The sequence below is a fragment of the Janthinobacterium aestuarii genome (assembly GCF_051380835.1).
Classification (GTDB): Bacteria; Pseudomonadota; Gammaproteobacteria; order Burkholderiales; family Burkholderiaceae_D; genus Janthinobacterium; species Janthinobacterium aestuarii.
The window spans coordinates 208,280-224,632 of the sequence record NZ_JBNYXU010000003.1 but is presented as its reverse complement, the minus strand read 5'-3'; the positions used below and the strand labels follow the sequence as shown (position 1 = coordinate 224,632).

Genomic DNA, 16,353 nt, shown 5'->3' with positions numbered 1-16,353 from the left:
AGATCCATCATGAACGCAATTTTCCACGCCAATCTGGGCATCACCGATTTCTGGACTTTTTTATTGGGGACCATCTTCATCGTCATCCTGCCCGGCCCCAATTCCATGTACGTGCTGTCGGTCGCGGCCCAGCGCGGCGTGCGCACCGCCTACCAGGGCGCCTTCGGCATCTTCGCCGGCGACCTGATATTGATGGTGCTGTCGGCCTGCGGCGTGGCCTCCTTGCTGAAAGCCAGCCCGGCCCTGTTCTACGTGGTGAAATACATCGGCGCGGCCTACCTGGGCTGGATCGGCCTGCAAATGCTGATCGGCTGCTGGCGCAAGCTGCGCGCGCCCGCGCCAGCCGACGGTGAGGCGCCTGCCGCGCCAGCGCCCGTCAAGGAAAGCGATCCATTCCGCAAGGCCCTGATCATCAGCCTGATGAACCCGAAAGCGATTCTGTTCTTCATCTCGTTCTTCATCCAGTTCGTCGACCCGGCCTTCCCGAATCCCGTGCTGTCCTTCGTCGGCCTGGGCCTGATCTGCCAGGTGATCAGCTTTACCTATCTGACGGCCATCATCTTTGTCGGCGCGCGTCTGGCCGACACCTTCCGCCGCCGTCGCCGCCTGTCGGCCGGCATGGGTGGCGGCGTCGGCGCCATGTTCATTGGCTTTGGCGCGAAACTGGCCACGGCCACCTTGTAAGGAATTCACCGTGAACGAGCTTGAACTGCGCCAGCGCTGCCATACCGTCCTGCCCGGCCACCGCCAGCCAACGCCAGCGGCCACCTTCGCAGCCATGGCCGCCTGGTGCGACGCCAACGCTGTTGCGCACGACACCTATGGCGAAGGCGCGCTGATCGAACAGTTCGAGAACAAGATCGCCAGCCTGCTCGGTTTCGAAGCGGCCGTGTTCTGCATCACGGGCACCATGACGCAGGTGACGGCCCTGCGCCTGGCTTGCCAGGACCGGGGCTCGCGCCTGGTGGCGCTGCACCCGACCTCGCACATCCTGCGCCACGAGCGCGGCAACCACGAATTGCTCGACCACTTCAAAGGTCTGATACTGGGCGACCCGCACCGTCCGTGGACGGTCGACGATTTGCGCGCCGTGCCCGATGCCCTGGGCGCCGCGCAGGTCGAGCTGCCGATGCGCGAAATCGGCGGCCAGTGCCCGTCGTGGGACGCATTGAACGACATCAAGCGGCACTGCCGCGACCACAACATCCATTTGCACATGGATGGCGCGCGCCTGTGGGAAGCGCAAGCGGGTTTTGGCCAGTCCCTGCCCGCCATCTGCGGCGGCTTCGATTCCGTCTACGTGTCGCTGTACAAGGGCATCGGCGGCCTCGGCGGCGCCGTGCTTGCCGGCAGCCGCCCGTTTGTCGAACGGGCGCGCGAGTGGTTCCGCCGCCAGGGCGGCAATATCGTGCACCGCACGCCCTACGTGGTGGCCGCCGCCATGCAGTTCGACGCGCGCCTCGCCGCCATGCCGCAGTATTTTGCGCGCACGCAGTGGCTGTACGCGCTGCTGCGCGATTTTCCATCGATTGCCGTCAATCCCGCCGCCCCGCACGCCAACATGCTGCACCTGCACCTGCCCGTCAGTCGCGAGCGGGCCATCGCCATCCGCAACCAGGTGGCGGAAGACCACGGCATCTGGCTGTTCGGCCGCGCCAGCCACGCCGCCCTGCCCGGGCACAGCGTGGTGGAATGGTATGTAGGGGATAACTTGCTGGACCTGCCCGACGACACCGTGCGGCTGGCCTTGACATTGCTGGACCAGGCCATGCGCATCAAAGCCTGAGCGGCGTAGGTCGACGTAGGTCGGGGTAGGTCGGGTTAGCGCGCAGCGCGTAACCCGACGCCACCACAATGGTGACCAAAAAAAAAGCGCCCGAAGGCGCTTTTTTCATTTCATGGCGGCCGGGTCGGCCGCCACTACCTGCTTAGAACTTGTAGTTGTAAGCGAGACCGATCAACTGCATGCGGGTCTTGAACAGGCCCTTGGTGGTTTCACCGTTGCCGGTGCAGCCAGGGGTCACCGGCGAGCAGTCATTCTTGTAATTGACGTCAGCATCCTTGAAGTCGATGAAGCTGTAAGCCAGGTCGAGCGAGGAATTGGCGTTCAGCTTCCAGTTCGCGCCGATCGAGTACTGCATGCGGTCGCTGTCCGGCAGCGCTGGATGACGCAGCTCGGCGCTACGCACTGGCGCCTGGTCATGTGCGATACCGGCGCGCAGCAGCAGGTTTTCGCTGTACTTGTAGTTGGTACCCAGAGAGACACGGTAGGTGTTCTTCCACTGCTGGCGGATGCGCTCGGCGCCTTCGGCCGTCGGCGGGAACTGGATGTCCAGGTTCTGCAGGCGCGAAGTGCGGGTCCAGGTAACGTCGCCCATCAGGGCCCAACGGTCATCCATCTGATGGAAGGCGTTGATCGACAGGGTTTCCGGCGTGCGCACTTCGACCAGCGCCTTGGAATTGACCTTGTTCGATGCCTTGGCGATGAAGGCGTTCACGGCGGCGTTGTCCGACACTTGCGAGAAGTCCCAGATCGTGTCGCCTTTCAGCTTGTGCGAAATCGACGAACGGTAGGAAATGCCGAAACGCGTGCCTTCATTCATCTGGTACAGGTAGCCCAGGTTGAAGCCGAAGCCCCAGTCGTCGCCATCCATCGAGGCATGGCCATCCTTGGCGCCCCTCAGCGCGGCGCCGGCTGCCTGCGCTGCGGCCAGGCCCTGCGTCTTGGCGATATTGGCCAGGAAGGCTTGCGACGTGGCTGGCGCATGCTGGGCCAGGAAGGCCACGGAACCCGGCACGTCGACCGCCTGGCCCAGTTCCGCCTTCATGTGTTCAGCGGTGACGCCGAAACCGAAGGAATGGTGTTCATTGACCTTGAAGGAAACGGAAGGATTGAGGGCGATCGCTTCGAGCTTGATGTTGGTGATCGCATAGCGGCCGCTCCAGTCATTGCCGTAATCGAGCTTGGCGCCGTACGGCACGAACAGGCCCATGCCGACGGTCCATTGCTCATTGAGCTTCTTGCTCGCATACAGGGCCGGCGCGAAGACGGCGTCCGGCGCGTAGTCCTTGGTCGTGCCGCCCGGCGTGCGGCCGGTGAAGGTCTTCGAACCCGTGTCCTGGTAGGTCGAATGCGGTACCACCAGGGTGCCGCCGCCCAGGAATTGCGTGCCTTCCAGGCGCGACATGCCTGCCGGGTTGTAGAAAATGGTCGACGCGTCGGCCGCTTCCGCGCCGCTGGCATCGGCCGTGCCTTGCGCGGAAACGCTTTGCGAGCCGAAACGGTAGCCCGATGCTTGTGCGGTGGAGGAGATGCCGGCGAACGCGGCAACGATCAGGAGGGGCAGATATTTATGTTTCAAGTTAGTCTCTCTTTATTATATGAAGGTCTTCGGCACACTATCGCGGGCATCTCAAGCCGCCCCGTCTTGCACTTTTCTTGCCGCCGTGAACTCCAATTCACTGACGGCATGAGCGAAGCATATAATATTTTTTAGAAAAAAGCGAACGTTCGCTCTTTTTATGAAACAGCGTTGTTTTCCACGCCAATCACGGCGTTCTACAGGGCCAGCGCCGGGGCTGGAAGCGGTATCAGAAAGCGCTGATGCATCAGCGCCAGCATCTGTTCGGCGGGCACGGGGCGCGAGATGAAATAGCCCTGCACTTCGTTGCATTGCAGCGTGCGCAGGATGTCGAGTTGCTCGCGCGTCTCCACGCCCTCTGCCACCACGCTCATGCCCAGCGCGTGCGCCATCGACAGGATGGCGCGCACAAAAACCTCGCCCTGCTCCGAGCGGCCCAGCTCCATGGTGAAGGCGCGGTCGATCTTCAAGCCATCCATGGCGAACTTCTGCAGCTGCGACAGCGACGAGTATCCGGTACCGAAATCGTCGACCAACAGGCGCACGCCCAGCGCGCGGATGGCCGACAGCTGCTCCACGGCGCGGTTTTGTTCATCCATCATGGCCGATTCCGTGATTTCCACCTCGATCAGGCGCGCATCGATGCGGTGGCGCGTCAGCGCGGATGCCAGCACCTGGTGCACGTCACCACGGCCGAACTGGCGCGCCGACACGTTGATCGACACGGGCACCAGTTCCAGCCCGCTCGCCTGCCAGCGCGCCATCTGCAGGCACACCTTTTCGATGACGACTTCGCCCAGCTGCGAAATCAGGCCGCTGCTCTCGGCCACGGGGATGAATTCCAGCGGCGGCACCATGCCGTGCTGCGGATGATGCCAGCGCACGAGCGCCTCCATGCTGCACAGCTGTCCGCTCATGGCGTCGACCCGCGGCTGGTAGACGACGAGGAACTGGTCCAGCTCCAGCGCCGCCACCAGGCTCTGCTCGAGTTCGCGGCGGCTGCGGATGGTTTCGAACAGTTCGGGCTGGAAGAAGCGGTGATGGCCCTTGCCCGCCACTTTGACGGCATACATGGCGATGTCGGCGTTCTTCAGCAGCACGTCCGTTTCGGCGCCATCGCGCGGATACAGGCTGATGCCGATCGACGCGCCCATCTTGTGGCGTTCGCTGCCCAGGTAAAACGGTTCGTCGAAGGCGATGGCGATGCGCTGCGCCACCTGTTCGGCGCGGCTGTCGTCTTCCACGGGGTCGAGCACGACGACAAATTCGTCGCCGCCCAGACGCACCACGTGGTCGCCCGGCCGCAGCACGGCTTTCAGGCGCAAGGAGGCGGCGCGCAGCACCTTGTCGCCCTCGGCGTGGCCCTGCGTATCGTTGATATCCTTGAAGCCGTCCAGGTCGATGAACAGCAGCGCCAGCATATGCCGCGCGATGGCGGCACGGCCCAGGGCACCGGGCAGGAATTGCTGCAGCCAGTAGCGGTTGGGCAAGCCCGTCAAGCCATCTTCGTTGGCCAGGCGGCGCAAGTCGCGCTCGTGCTCCTTGGCCGTGCTGATGTCTTGCAGGGTGACGGCCAGGCGGTCGCCGCTGCGCACCACGCGCCGGCGTATCCAGCGCAGCTTGAACGGGTTGCCTTCCGGCAGCTCGATCTCTTCCTCGGAAAAACCGGAAACCATGGCGGCCCGGTAATTATGGATCAGGTCGCGGAAATACGGCTCGTGGGCGCGCGACTGCAGGCGCATGCCCAGCAATTGTTCGCGCCGCACGCCAAAATAGCCGGCGCCCGGCTCGTTGCAATCGACCATCTCGAAATCGAGGATACTGCCGTCCGCGCCGCGCAGGGCGGCAATGATATAAAAGCCGTCGCTCGTGCCTTCGGTGGCCATGCGGTAGGCATTGCGCACGCCTTCGGACTGGTGGTGGCGCCACGCCAGGCGCAGCGACAACATGGTGGCAATGGCGGTAAAGGCCAGCAGCAGCAAGGTGACGGCCAGGGCGATGCCGATATAGATCGCGCGCGTTTCCTCGTAGGGGTGCAGCATTTCGCCGTCCGACAGTCCGACCACGGCCGTAAACGGATAGGCTTTCAGTGCCTGCCAACCCACGTAGCGGCTTTGCTTGTCGGAAAAAGCGATCCTGCCGCTCGAATGCAGGGCACCGCTCTCCGTTTCCAGGAAGCTGGTGTCGAGAAACGGCGTGCCTTGTACGCTCCGGGCCGGCAGCACGCGCGAGCCGAGGCGCGTGCTGAACAGCTCGCCCTCTTCGCCCACCATGGCGGACATGCCGAACTTGCCGAAACTGACGCTGTTATAGAATTCGGAAAAATAGCTGGAATGAATCGAGATCAGCAGCACGCCGTCGAAATTGCCATCTTCGTCCTCCAGCCGGCGCGTGAAATGCACGAGGCTTTCGTCGGCGCCGGGCACCGTGGCAGCATCGTCCGCATTGGCCGCATTGGCCCTCCCCAGCGCGATGCGCAGCGCGCTGGAATTGCTGCGCCAGTGGCGAAGCAGGAAATCGCTGCGCTCGTTGACCCGCAGGCGCTGCAGCGGCGCCGTGGCCGTGACGGCATGGCCCTTGCGGTCAAGGATGGCGACGATGGCAAATTGCGGCAAGGCATACATGCCCTGCGTCTTCAATTGATCGAGACGCAGCTGGCCGCGCGAATTTTCCCATTCATACTTGAGCTGCAAGGTCAGCTGGTCCATCTGCTCCAGGGTGCGCAGCAGATACTGGCCATACGCTTTCGACAGCGAAGACACGCTGTCGAGCGCCTGCTGCTGCGCCACCTTTTTTTCCGCCTCCAGCTGCAGCAAGGTGGCCGTCCACAGCACGGCGCACAAGACCAGCCCCAGCAAGGGCCAGGCCAGGATCAGGCGCAAGTTGGCCTTGAGAAAATCGGCCCTGCTCATCTCCACCATGGCGCCGTTATTATTGTTTACAAATTGTCGCAAGAACATGGTGCAGCGTCTGCCGTTTCTGTGTATTTCTTTAAGGACACACAAATTACCACAGAGTCATGTTTGCAGGTAAGACAGCAGCGTAATTATGTGTGCGGGCCGCAGCCCGCCTGTCGCGCCTGCGTTACAATCACCATCCTTACCGTTGGAGAAATACATGCAGCAATACCAAGATTTGATCAAGACCGTGCTCGAAACGGGCAGCTGGCAAGACAACCGCACGGGCATCCGCACCCTGAGCGTGCCGGGCGCCATGATGCGTTTCGACTTGGCCAACGGCAATTTCCCTGCCGTGACGACCAAGAAACTGGCTTTCAAATCCGTGATCGGCGAATTGTGCGCCTTCCTGCGCGCCTCGCGCAACGCGGCCGAATTCCGCGCGCTGGGCTGCAAGGTGTGGGACCAGAACGCCAATGAAAATGCGCAATGGCTGGCCAACCCCTACCGCGAAGGCGAGGATGACCTGGGCCCCGTGTACGGCGTGCAATGGCGCCAGTGGCCTGCGTATAAACTGCTGGACGCCGCCCAGCCCGCGCAAATCGCCGACGCGCAAGCGAACGGTTTTACGCTCGTTGCTCCCATCGTCGAAGACGGCGTGCAAAAAGTGCTGCTGTACAAGGCCGTCGACCAGCTGCGCGAATGCCTGGACACCATCATGACGAATCCCGGCAGCCGGCGCATCCTGTTCCACGGCTGGAACCCGGCCGTGCTCGATGCCGTCGCCCTGCCCGCCTGCCACTTGCTGTACCAGTTCATCCCGAACGCCAGCACGCGCGAAATCTCGCTGTGCTTATATGTGCGCAGCAACGATATCGGCCTCGGTACGCCGTTCAACATCGCCGAAGGCGCGGCCCTGCTGCATCTGGTGGCGCGCCTGACGGGCTACACGCCGCGCTGGTTCACCTATTTCATCGGCGACGCGCACATCTATGAAAACCACCTCGACATGGTGGAAGAGCAATTGAAGCGCACGCCGTTCCCGGCGCCCAGGTTTGTCATTTCCGACCGCGTGCCCGACTATGCGAAAACGGGCAAGTACGAGCCGGAATGGCTGGAAAAGATCGAGCCATCGGATTTCTCGCTGGAAGGCTATGAACATCACGCGCCAATCAAGGCCGCGATGGCCGTCTGAGCCGGGTAGCGTAACGCGCGGATCAGTTCATATTATTGAACCGCGCTTTTCAACTCACTCGCCTTCTTTGCGCCGGCCCTCAAAAGTTCCTGAACAATAGCCTGGTCCTTTTTATCGATGGCTTCGTCCAGGGCGGTTGTATGCCAGTTCCCGTCAACGTAATTGGGGTCGACTTTTTGGGCAACTAAAAACTTGACGTGATCGAGGTTCCCGAAGCGGGCCGAATACCAGAGCACATATCCGGTATTGCTGCCCCTGAAGTCGGCGTCGTGGCGTACCAGGAGATCAAAGACTTTTCTGGTGCTCGGATTATTGATATCCTTGAACGCATTTGAAAAATTCTCAATCGAGAAAAACGCATGCCTGGACTGTTTCAGGGAGAATTCAAAAGATTCTGCCCTGGAAAACAGCCATTCCAGCACCTTCAGACGTTGTTCCGGTGACAGTGTTTCGCTGTAAACAGCCGCGTACACCACGTCAGTCCAGTCCTGCTCGTGACCGGCCTCCGCGACAGGAAAACCTTTTATCTCTAGTGCTTCAAGCAGATCGACCCTGCCTGCCTTGGCCAAATCTGCCATCAGGTCACGCACATAGCGCCACGTTTTTTCCCGGTCCGGGATCTGATCGAAATAGCTGAAAAACTCGGCAGGCGTCCCTGAACAGATCGCTTTGAAAGTTTTGGTGGTCGCACTGGAATTGTATCGATAATCGGACAGCTGCCTTTTGGCGATGGATCTGATTTCATGCGATGACAATAAAAGCGCACTTGCAGCCAGCATGCCCAATGCGATCCTGGTGCCATTCTTATTATTCCTGTATAGAAAAAGCGCCAGAATGAAAGTATGGACATGCAGTATGCATGCGATAACGAAGATGAAAAAGGCAATTAACGCATCGCCATTGGGCCCACTGCCATCACTGGCCATGGGGAAGGTCTTGCGCATCAAGAACAAATAGACGATAGCCAGCAGACAGCATAAAAATACACTGGTCTTGAAATACAATTTCATCATTTGATCGAACCTGCCATCATGGAAGCAGGCAACATATTACAATAAAAATATTATTTGACCTGTCCGGCATTGTCCAGAATTTCTACTGGTGGCCGTCAGGAACAGTATCCATTCAACCGAAGTCAGCAGACAAATTAATCAGGAAGACGATGGCGATCACACCACTGGCAGCACTGCACCGCAAACTGTTCGACGAAACCGACGGCGTCAAGTTCGCCACGCTCAAGGATAGGCTGATCAAGAAACACGGCGAGACCGACCGACTGGCCGTGCTTGACATATTGAGCGCTTACGCGCGCGACGGCCAGCTGCTGCACTGGCGCACCTCATTGGTACACACCATGGCGGACCTGATACAAGCGCAGGAATTGCAGGAATTTTTCAGCTGGGCCGTGACCATGCCGCAACTGGCCTACTGGGGCATCGACGGCTTGCTGAAAAGCCAGGGCAAGGATGCTTACGAGACCGTGGTGGCGCTGGCTCTCTCGGACTCGCAACCGCTACAAGTCAGGGCCAAGGCCGTGAAAAGCCTGGCCATGCTGAGCCGCCAGCCATTTGACGCCGGCTTGTCGGCCGTTCCCGACTACTGGAAAGCCGAGAGCCTGCCCCTCGACGATGTGCTGGCCTGGCAGCGCGATGGCTATCCGGACGGTGCGGGGTTTGCGCCACCGGCCACGCATGCGTCTTTGGAAGACCCTCGCTCCCCACTGGAAAAAGCGGCAGCGAAACTGGAAAAAAAACTGGCGGCCGAACGCAAGAAGGACCAGGACCTGGCGCGCCCATCGAACTGGCTGGTCATTGCGGATAATGCCGACCTGGCCGCCATCGACCAGCGCTGGGCTTTGCCGGAACAGTACCGGCGCTTCCTGGCCCGCTACTCTCCGCTGCGCGTGTATATCGACAGCAAGCGCTACTTCCAGGGCTTGAACGTGTACGGCGCGGCAGAGCTGCTCAAGGCACAGCACGGCTACTCGTACAATCCGGTTGACCAGGAAGTCATCGCCGGTTGGCCGGCCCACTACGTGGTGATTGCCGATGCGGGCGCCGATCCGTATTGCCTGGATCTATCTGCCATTGAAAATGGCGACGCGCCCGTCTACACGGCCGAGCACGGCGCAGGCGCATGGCATTTTGAACGCCACGCGGACAGCTTTGTCGACTTCCTCAAGGAAATCGCCAAAGCTGCTTAGCCCGGTTCGCCACCGGGGCCGCCCGGTCCGGGACCGCCTGGTCCGCCTGGCCCGCGTCCGCCAGGCGGACCGAAGCGCGGTTCCCGTTCGCCCTCTTTCGCCGCCGACGTGGCGCCGCCCAGGCGGTACGACAGCCCCACATAAATCATGCGTCCATCGAAGCGCCGCGTGCTTGTCTCGCGCAGGGACGCGCTGTTGATGACGGTTTCCATCTTGTTGCTGCTGAATACATCGGTCACATTCATGACCAGGCTCAGCTGCGGTGTCACCGTGTGGCGCCAGCTCACATTCAAGGTATTGTTGGGCGAGCGGTAGCCCTGTCCCGACAGCGTCTTGCCCTGCATTTGCAGGGCCAGCTGCAACTGGTTGGCCGCATCGAACTGGTAATTGAGGCGCGCGCGGCCGCTCAGGGCGTTCGCCGTGCGCGTGCTGCGGTTGCCCAGGTCGTCGGAACTCGTCTGCTGGCTGCGCGCCAGGTTGCCGCTCGTGTTCAGGGTCAGCGACGGCGTCAGCTTGCCGCTGACGCTGAACTCGAGCCCGCTCGAATGGCTGCCCTCGCCGTTTTCCCGCGTGGTCAAGAGCACATTGTCGCTGATAAAGTAGCGGTAATCGACGATGGCGTCCGTGTCGCGGCGGTGGTAGGCGCGCAAGCTGCTTTCCAGGCCCGCGATCTTCGTTTCATAGCCGATCTCGAACGAATCCGTCTGCGTGGGTTTCAGCTTGGGGTTGCCGGCCGACACATTGAACTCGTCGCGGTAGACCACGTACGGATTCAGGTCGCCCGCATTCGGGCGGCGGATGCGGTGCGCATAGCTGAAGCGCAAGTTGCTCTCGTCGCTGACCTTGTAGGTGGCGAACAGGCTGGGAATGTAGCTGACGTAATTGTTGCTGGCCTCGATGCCGCTCGTGATCTGGCGCACGTTCAAGTCCGTGTATTCGGCGCGCAAGCCGGCCAGCGCGCCCCAGCGTTCGGTCAGGCGCATCTGGTAGGAGCCATACAGGGCCACAGTGCGCTCGTCGAGCTCGAAACGGTTGCTGCGCATGGGGTTGACGATTTCCGCCAGGCTGGCCGGGTTGATGTCCGTATACAAAGTGTCGAAGCTGCTCTTGTTGTCAGCCACTTTGTAGCCGAGCTTGGCCGTGCCGCCCGCGAGCGGGCGCTCGTAGTCGCCGCTGAAGTCGACGATGCGGTTGCCCGTTTCGCTGTGCTGGCGCGCGCGGCTGTCGAAGGTGGTGACGGGCGCCACCGCGTAGGTATTCGCGTAATCGCTGTCGCTCTCGTTGGTCGACGACGACACGCGCAAGTCGATTTTGAGGGTTTCGCCCGGCAATTCTCCCTTGTGGTCGTAGCGCGCACCCCAGCTGGTGTTGCGGCTGTCGCCATTGCGCACGGTGCTGCGCGCATAGTCGCCGATGGTGCTGCCCGTGCTGTCGCCATTGATGTAGCGGTCGAGCGAGCGCTGGTCGTTGCTGCGTCCGTTATACGACACGCTGGCGGCCAGGGTGTCGTTGGCGTTCAGGTTGTAATTGACGGTGCCGTGCAAGCCCAGCGAGTCGTTCAAGCCATTGTTGGTGGACTGCTGGCTGCTGGGGGCGAAGGCGCCCGTGCCACGTTCCAGGCGCTCGCGGCTGACCTCCCCCACGGAATTGCGGCCGTCATGGCGCACATTGATGCCGCCCTGGTAGCCCCACGGGCCTTCGTTGTAGGTGCCGGATACGGCACTGTTGTAGCGCCCCGCGATGCCCGCGTTCGCGTTGACGGTGGCAAAGCCGCCCGGCTTGCGGTTGCGCCGCATCACCAGGTTCAGGATGGGGCCGCCACCGGCCTCGTTGCCGAACTGGGCGCCGGGATTGTTGATCACTTCCACGGATTCGATATCGTCGGCGGCCATCGCGGTCAGAGTGGCGCCGCGCGAATCACCCTGCAGCATGGCCGACGGCTTGCCGTCGATCAATATCTGCACATTGCTGCTGCCGCGCAGGGATACGGAACCATCGGGATCGACGGCCACCGACGGCACATTGTTCAAGGCATCGGCCGCCGTGCCGTTGCTGCTGCCCACGTCGGACTTGACGTCGTAGACTTGCCTGTCGATACGGCCCGTGGGGCGCTCGGCCGTCACGCTGACGGAAGGCGGCGCATCGGCAGCGGGCGCTTTGACCGGCGCGGGCTTGACGACGGTATCGCCGCTGGTAGTCGTGGTTTGGGCCTGGACAGCGGCGCCGGAGACGAGCAGGCTGCCGCCCGCCAGACAGTGAAAGAGGATTGTATGCATTTGCTTAAAAAATAATGGAGACGCTACGGATGAGGCACTACGCCGTGGCGTGAGGGCACAGGTGTGGGCACAGTTAAAGCATGCCATGACTCCATTACGCAAAGCAAATGCGAACCATTGTTATTTACTTCAATTTACAAATCTCTTGCACTTGTGGTCATACAGCCTCATCCGATAGCCATTACCTCAGCAAGCCATTGCCGCGCGCCAGTTTCAGCCAGCCCGGATACTCCGTCATCAACAAGTCATACAGTTCCGCGTCGCTGTGCTCGTCGGGCGAGCTGACGGAAAAGTAATTGGCATTGTCGACCAGACGCCCCTGCAATTCGTCGAGCTTTTCCAGGAAGGGAAAATCGGAATCGGCGAAGGCGGAAAGAAACTTGCTTTTCGACTTGCGCCCCTTGCCGATGCCCATGAATTGCCAGAAGATGGGCTCATTGCTGGCCCAGCGCAATTGTTTCTCCGTCGTTGCCTGGTCGCTCGTGCCGCCATCGGTGACGAACATGACGTACACGGGCAGCTCGGCCGCGACGGGCCGCGTGCGCTCGCCGCCGGCCTTGTCGGGAAAATAAAACGCGCGGATCGCCTGCATGGCGGCGCCATAGCGCGTATCGCCTTCGAGCGGATGGCGCTGAATCGCCTGGCTCACATAGGTATTGCAGTTGCTCAAGGCCATGGGCGCCGGATGGTGGACGTTCTTGCCGAACAGGAAAACATCGATCTCGCCATCGTCGTCGAACTTGCAGCCCAGGGCCAGGATGCGTTCGGCAAAACGCTGCACCAGCCCCTCTTTATACAGCCGTCCCATGGAGCCGGAAATATCGAGGCACAGACACACCTTGGCGCGGTGCTCCGACAGCCCCACTTTTTGCAGGGACACGCCCGCCTGCTTGACGAGGCTGACCAGTTGCGGCGCTTCCCGTTCAACGCGCTTTTCCAGGTTGATCTTCGCCTGCATGACGGCCGAGGCCGCTGCGGGGACAGCCTGCTCGACTTCACCGCCGAAATGGCGCACCAGCGCATCGAGTCCGCCATTAAAACCTTGTCCCACGGCCATGCAGCGCCAGCCGCCATCCTTGCGGTAGATCTCTGCCAGCATGACGGCTTTTTCCTGGGCGAAATCCGTACCGGCAAAGGCAAAGCGGGCCAGCTCGCGTCCGCCCGCCTGCAGGCGCACGTGGCCAGCTTGCAGCTGCGACATCACGCCGCCGCCATCGATGGACGCCGTCACGACGAGGCGGTCTATGCCGGCCGGCAAGCGCGCCAGCTGCAAGGCAAACTCGGTCGTGTCGCCGCCGCTGCCGGCACGCGCTTCCACGCCGCCGCACGGCGTGCGCGGCTGGTTGAAAAAGGTCATGTAGCGTTCGTCGGACAGTTTGCCGGCCGTATCGAGGCCGAAGCAGGCCACGTCGAGCGCCAGCCCCTGCGCGGCCACGCCGATCTGCAGCACGCCATCGGGAACGAGATTGGCCAGCGGCAAGCGCTGTCCCTTGGACAAGGTTTCCATCAGTGTCTCCTAGGCGATGTAGCGGCGTGGATTGTCGGCATTGCAATCATCTTCGTCTTCCTTGTCCTCGCCCTTGAAGACGACGGGACCGTTGAAGGCCAGTTGCAGGTTCTCGCCCTGCCAGCTCAGCCACGGCGTCGCTTCGCTGCCCGGCTCCGACGTCTTGCCGGACGGCTCGAGGATGATGCTGTCGTTCGTGACGCGCGCCATGCCGATCACATAGGTGTAGACGGAATCATCGTCGGCCGCCTTGGACAGGCGGAAGTCGAACGCGCACTCGACGATCTGCTCGCCGTATTGCATGACCATCTTCGGCCGCATGGACGCGACCGAGACGGCGCCATTGGCCACCGCCGAATACACGCTGAAGACGAGGCCCACCGTGCCGCCGTAATGCTGCGCCAGCGCGGGATTGACTTCCACTGTTTCCGTGGCCGGCTCCTTGCCCGCCGCGCCCGCCACGTCGCCCAGGTGGCGCACGTAGGGCATGGCGTCGAAACTGCCTGCCGTGTCCGGCGCCTGGATGAAGCGCATCTGGCCATTCGGCAAGAGGATGCCGACACGTAAATCGAGGTCGTCGTTATCGTCGTCGCCATCGCCGTTATCGACCCAGGTGGCCTTGACGGTGAGTTTGCTCGGCGCGCCCGCGCCCTTTTCCAGCGACACCTTGTGCGTCTGACCCGCCTTGGTCAGCGAAATTTTGGATAGGGAAATCTTGGGCGCCGGCGCCGGTTCCGCTAACGCCTGCGCTACCTCGCCGCCGAAATGCGCGACCAGCGCATCGAGGCCGCCATTGAAACCCTGGCCCACGGCCATGAAGCGCCAGCCGCCATCCTTGCGGTAGAACTCGCCCAGCATGACGGCTTTTTCTTGCGCAAAATCGGCGCCCGCATACGTGTAGCGGGCCAATTCTCTGCCGCCGTCGAGCAGCCGCAGATGACCGCTGCCCAGCTGCGCCATGGTGGCGTCGCCATCGATGGCGGCCGTGACGACCAGGCGCTCGATGGACGCAGGCAAGCGGTCGAGCTGGTAGCTGAAACCGGCCGCATCGCCGGACGGCGACGAGGTTTCCACGCCGCCGCACGGCGTACGGGGCTGGTTGAAGAAAGTCATGTAGCGGTCATCGGACAGCTTGCCGGTGGCGTCGAGGCCGAAACAGGCAAAGTCCAGCGGCACGCCGGCGCTGGCCAGACCCAGCTGCACAATATTGCCCGTGACGAGGCCGGACAGCGCCAGGCGCTGCCCCTTGATCAGGTTTTCCATGGAATCAGGGAGAAAGATGGGAAAGGCAGAACCGGGCAGCGGTGCCACCCGGTACATTTACGCAAATAACTGCTTTTTAAGCATTAATACCGAAAGAGCGGGCCAGAGGGCCCAGGCCGCCTTTAAAACCTTGACCGATGGCCTTGAATTTCCATTCGCTGCCGGCACGGTAGACTTCGCCGAAGATCATGGCCGCTTCCGTCGAGCCGTCTTCCGACAGGTCGTAGCGGGCGATTTCCGCGCCGTTGTCGCCGTTCAGGCAGCGGATGTAGGCCTTGCCGACCATGCCGAAGTTCTGCTTGCGGTTTTCCGCGTCGTGGATGGTGACGGCCACGGCGATCTTGTCGATGTCGGCAGGCACGTTGGCCAGGTCGACGGCGATTTTCTCGTCATCGCCATCGCCGCCGCCCGTGGTGTTGTCGCCAGCGTGAGCGATGGAGCCGTCGGCGGACTTCAGGTTGTTGTAAAAAATGAAATCGGCATCGGAACGGGCCTTGCCATCCGTTTTCAGCAGGAAGGCGCTGCCGTCCAGGTCGAATGCGGCGCCATCGGTGGCGCGCGGGTCCCAGCCCAGGCCAATCACGATTTTCTTCAAGCCAGGAGCTTCCTTGCTCAGGTTGACATTGCCGCCTTTTTGCAAACTGATCGCCATGGTAATTCCTCTTTGTTTAATAGGGTTGGTTGCTAAGGGTTGCATTCGGTGTTACAGGTCACGTCGCCGGTGTACCGGCTTGATGAGCCATGAGCCTACCATAAAGTGACTACTTGCCAGCCGCGCACTATTAAAAATAATGCCATACAGAAAATACCATGCCGCTGTCCCAATGCGCAAAATGATGGATAATGCCGCTCGACAAAAATTTTCATCATCCTTGAACCCCGGCTTATCCTTGAACAACACCAAGATACGGCTCGACTGCATCCCCGGTACCCTGTGCGACGAGCGCCTGTGGTCGCGCCTGGCGCCTGCCCTGGGCGGCGCCTTTGATCTGCGGCACGTGCCCCTGCATGAGGCGCGCACGCGCCCGCAGATGCAGCAGATGATCGCCAGCCACAGCGCCCAACAGGCCCATCTGGTGGGCTTTTCGCTGGGCGCCTATCTGGCGCTCGAACATGCGCTGGCGCACCCGCAGCGTGTCCAGTCCCTTACTTTGATCGCCAATTCCGCCAAAGGTTTGCTGCCGGCGGAAATCGAAGCGCGCCAGCGCATTGTCGCCATGCTGGAACGCAATGCCTATGCGGGCATCACGCGCCAGCGCCTGCGCGAACTGCTGCACCCGTCGCACTTGGACGATGCATCGATCACGGATCTGATCCGGCAAATGGGGCTGGACCTGGGCAAGGACGTGCTGCTGGCGCAATTCGTCACCACCATCGATCGCCCCGACCTGATGGCGCGCTTGCCGGAACTCGATTTTCCCGTGCTGATCGTGGGCGCCGAAGACGACAAGCTCGTCGATCCCGACGATCTGCGCGCCATGGCCGCCCGCCTGCCGCAGGCCACCCTGCACCTGCTGAAAGAGAACACCGGCCACATGATTCCGCTGGAGGCGCCGGGCCCGCTGGCCGACGCCATGCGTGTGCATCTGGAGGCAGCGGGCAATTTCAACGATAATGACGGGCATCGGGCATCGCCCCCACCACTTTGAC

12 protein-coding genes are annotated in these 16,353 nt (G+C 61.7%); 5 read left to right on the top strand and 7 right to left on the bottom strand.

Annotated elements, in window-relative coordinates; all coding sequences use genetic code 11:
• Positions 1-9: 9 nt before the first annotated feature.
• Both leuE and ACQ4WO_RS10530 read left to right on the top strand, forming a co-directional pair.
• Positions 10-684: a leucine efflux protein LeuE gene (gene leuE / locus ACQ4WO_RS10535; RefSeq protein WP_436481349.1), complete on the top strand. Its 675-nt coding sequence runs from the start codon at positions 10-12 to the stop codon at positions 682-684.
• 10 nt (positions 685-694) lie between these two features.
• Complete coding sequence (locus tag ACQ4WO_RS10530; protein WP_436481348.1) at positions 695-1,786, top strand: threonine aldolase family protein; 1,092 nt, start codon at positions 695-697, stop codon at positions 1,784-1,786.
• Positions 1,787-1,928: 142 nt separating this feature from the next.
• Here ACQ4WO_RS10530 and ACQ4WO_RS10525 read toward each other — a convergent pair whose 3' ends face one another.
• Both ACQ4WO_RS10525 and ACQ4WO_RS10520 read right to left on the bottom strand, forming a co-directional pair.
• Complete coding sequence (locus tag ACQ4WO_RS10525; protein WP_436481347.1) at positions 1,929-3,362, bottom strand: OmpP1/FadL family transporter; 1,434 nt, start codon at positions 3,360-3,362, stop codon at positions 1,929-1,931.
• Between the two features lie 197 nt (positions 3,363-3,559).
• Positions 3,560-6,322, bottom strand: a complete 2,763-nt coding sequence (locus ACQ4WO_RS10520) for a bifunctional diguanylate cyclase/phosphodiesterase (RefSeq protein ID WP_436481346.1) — start codon at positions 6,320-6,322, stop codon at positions 3,560-3,562.
• 157 nt (positions 6,323-6,479) lie between these two features.
• Here ACQ4WO_RS10520 and ACQ4WO_RS10515 point away from each other — a divergent pair, with 157 nt between their 5' ends.
• The gene (locus tag ACQ4WO_RS10515; protein ID WP_034755526.1) at positions 6,480-7,454 is read left to right on the top strand and encodes a thymidylate synthase; all 975 of its coding nucleotides are present in this window, start codon (positions 6,480-6,482) and stop codon (positions 7,452-7,454) included.
• Between the two features lie 32 nt (positions 7,455-7,486).
• Here ACQ4WO_RS10515 and ACQ4WO_RS10510 read toward each other — a convergent pair whose 3' ends face one another.
• Positions 7,487-8,467 (bottom strand): ankyrin repeat domain-containing protein, encoded by a 981-nt coding sequence (locus ACQ4WO_RS10510; protein ID WP_436481345.1) that lies wholly within the window; start codon positions 8,465-8,467, stop codon positions 7,487-7,489.
• 149 nt (positions 8,468-8,616) lie between these two features.
• On the opposite strand from ACQ4WO_RS10510, the gene ACQ4WO_RS10505 reads away from it, so the two are divergent.
• The gene (locus tag ACQ4WO_RS10505; protein WP_436481344.1) at positions 8,617-9,657 is read left to right on the top strand and encodes an SMI1/KNR4 family protein; all 1,041 of its coding nucleotides are present in this window, start codon (positions 8,617-8,619) and stop codon (positions 9,655-9,657) included.
• Here the strand turns inward: ACQ4WO_RS10505 and ACQ4WO_RS10500 are convergent.
• The 4 genes from ACQ4WO_RS10500 to ACQ4WO_RS10485 form a co-directional block, all read right to left on the bottom strand.
• The gene (locus tag ACQ4WO_RS10500; protein WP_436481343.1) at positions 9,654-11,933 is read right to left on the bottom strand and encodes a TonB-dependent receptor domain-containing protein; all 2,280 of its coding nucleotides are present in this window, start codon (positions 11,931-11,933) and stop codon (positions 9,654-9,656) included. The genes ACQ4WO_RS10505 and ACQ4WO_RS10500 overlap by 4 nt on opposite strands.
• Positions 11,934-12,114: 181 nt before the next feature.
• The gene (locus ACQ4WO_RS10495) at positions 12,115-13,440 is read right to left on the bottom strand and encodes a VWA domain-containing protein (protein ID WP_436481342.1); all 1,326 of its coding nucleotides are present in this window, start codon (positions 13,438-13,440) and stop codon (positions 12,115-12,117) included.
• A 9-nt stretch (positions 13,441-13,449) separates the two neighbouring features.
• Positions 13,450-14,703, bottom strand: coding sequence for a TerD family protein (locus ACQ4WO_RS10490; RefSeq protein WP_436481341.1), 1,254 nt, complete (start codon positions 14,701-14,703; stop codon positions 13,450-13,452).
• A gap of 76 nt (positions 14,704-14,779) precedes the next feature.
• On the bottom strand, positions 14,780-15,355 hold the full coding sequence (locus tag ACQ4WO_RS10485; RefSeq protein ID WP_128142912.1) for a TerD family protein: 576 nt from the start codon (positions 15,353-15,355) through the stop codon (positions 14,780-14,782).
• 238 nt (positions 15,356-15,593) lie between these two features.
• Between ACQ4WO_RS10485 and ACQ4WO_RS10480 the strand changes: the two genes are divergently transcribed.
• On the top strand, positions 15,594-16,352 hold the full coding sequence (locus ACQ4WO_RS10480) for an alpha/beta fold hydrolase (protein ID WP_436481340.1): 759 nt from the start codon (positions 15,594-15,596) through the stop codon (positions 16,350-16,352).
• Position 16,353 lies beyond the last annotated feature (1 nt).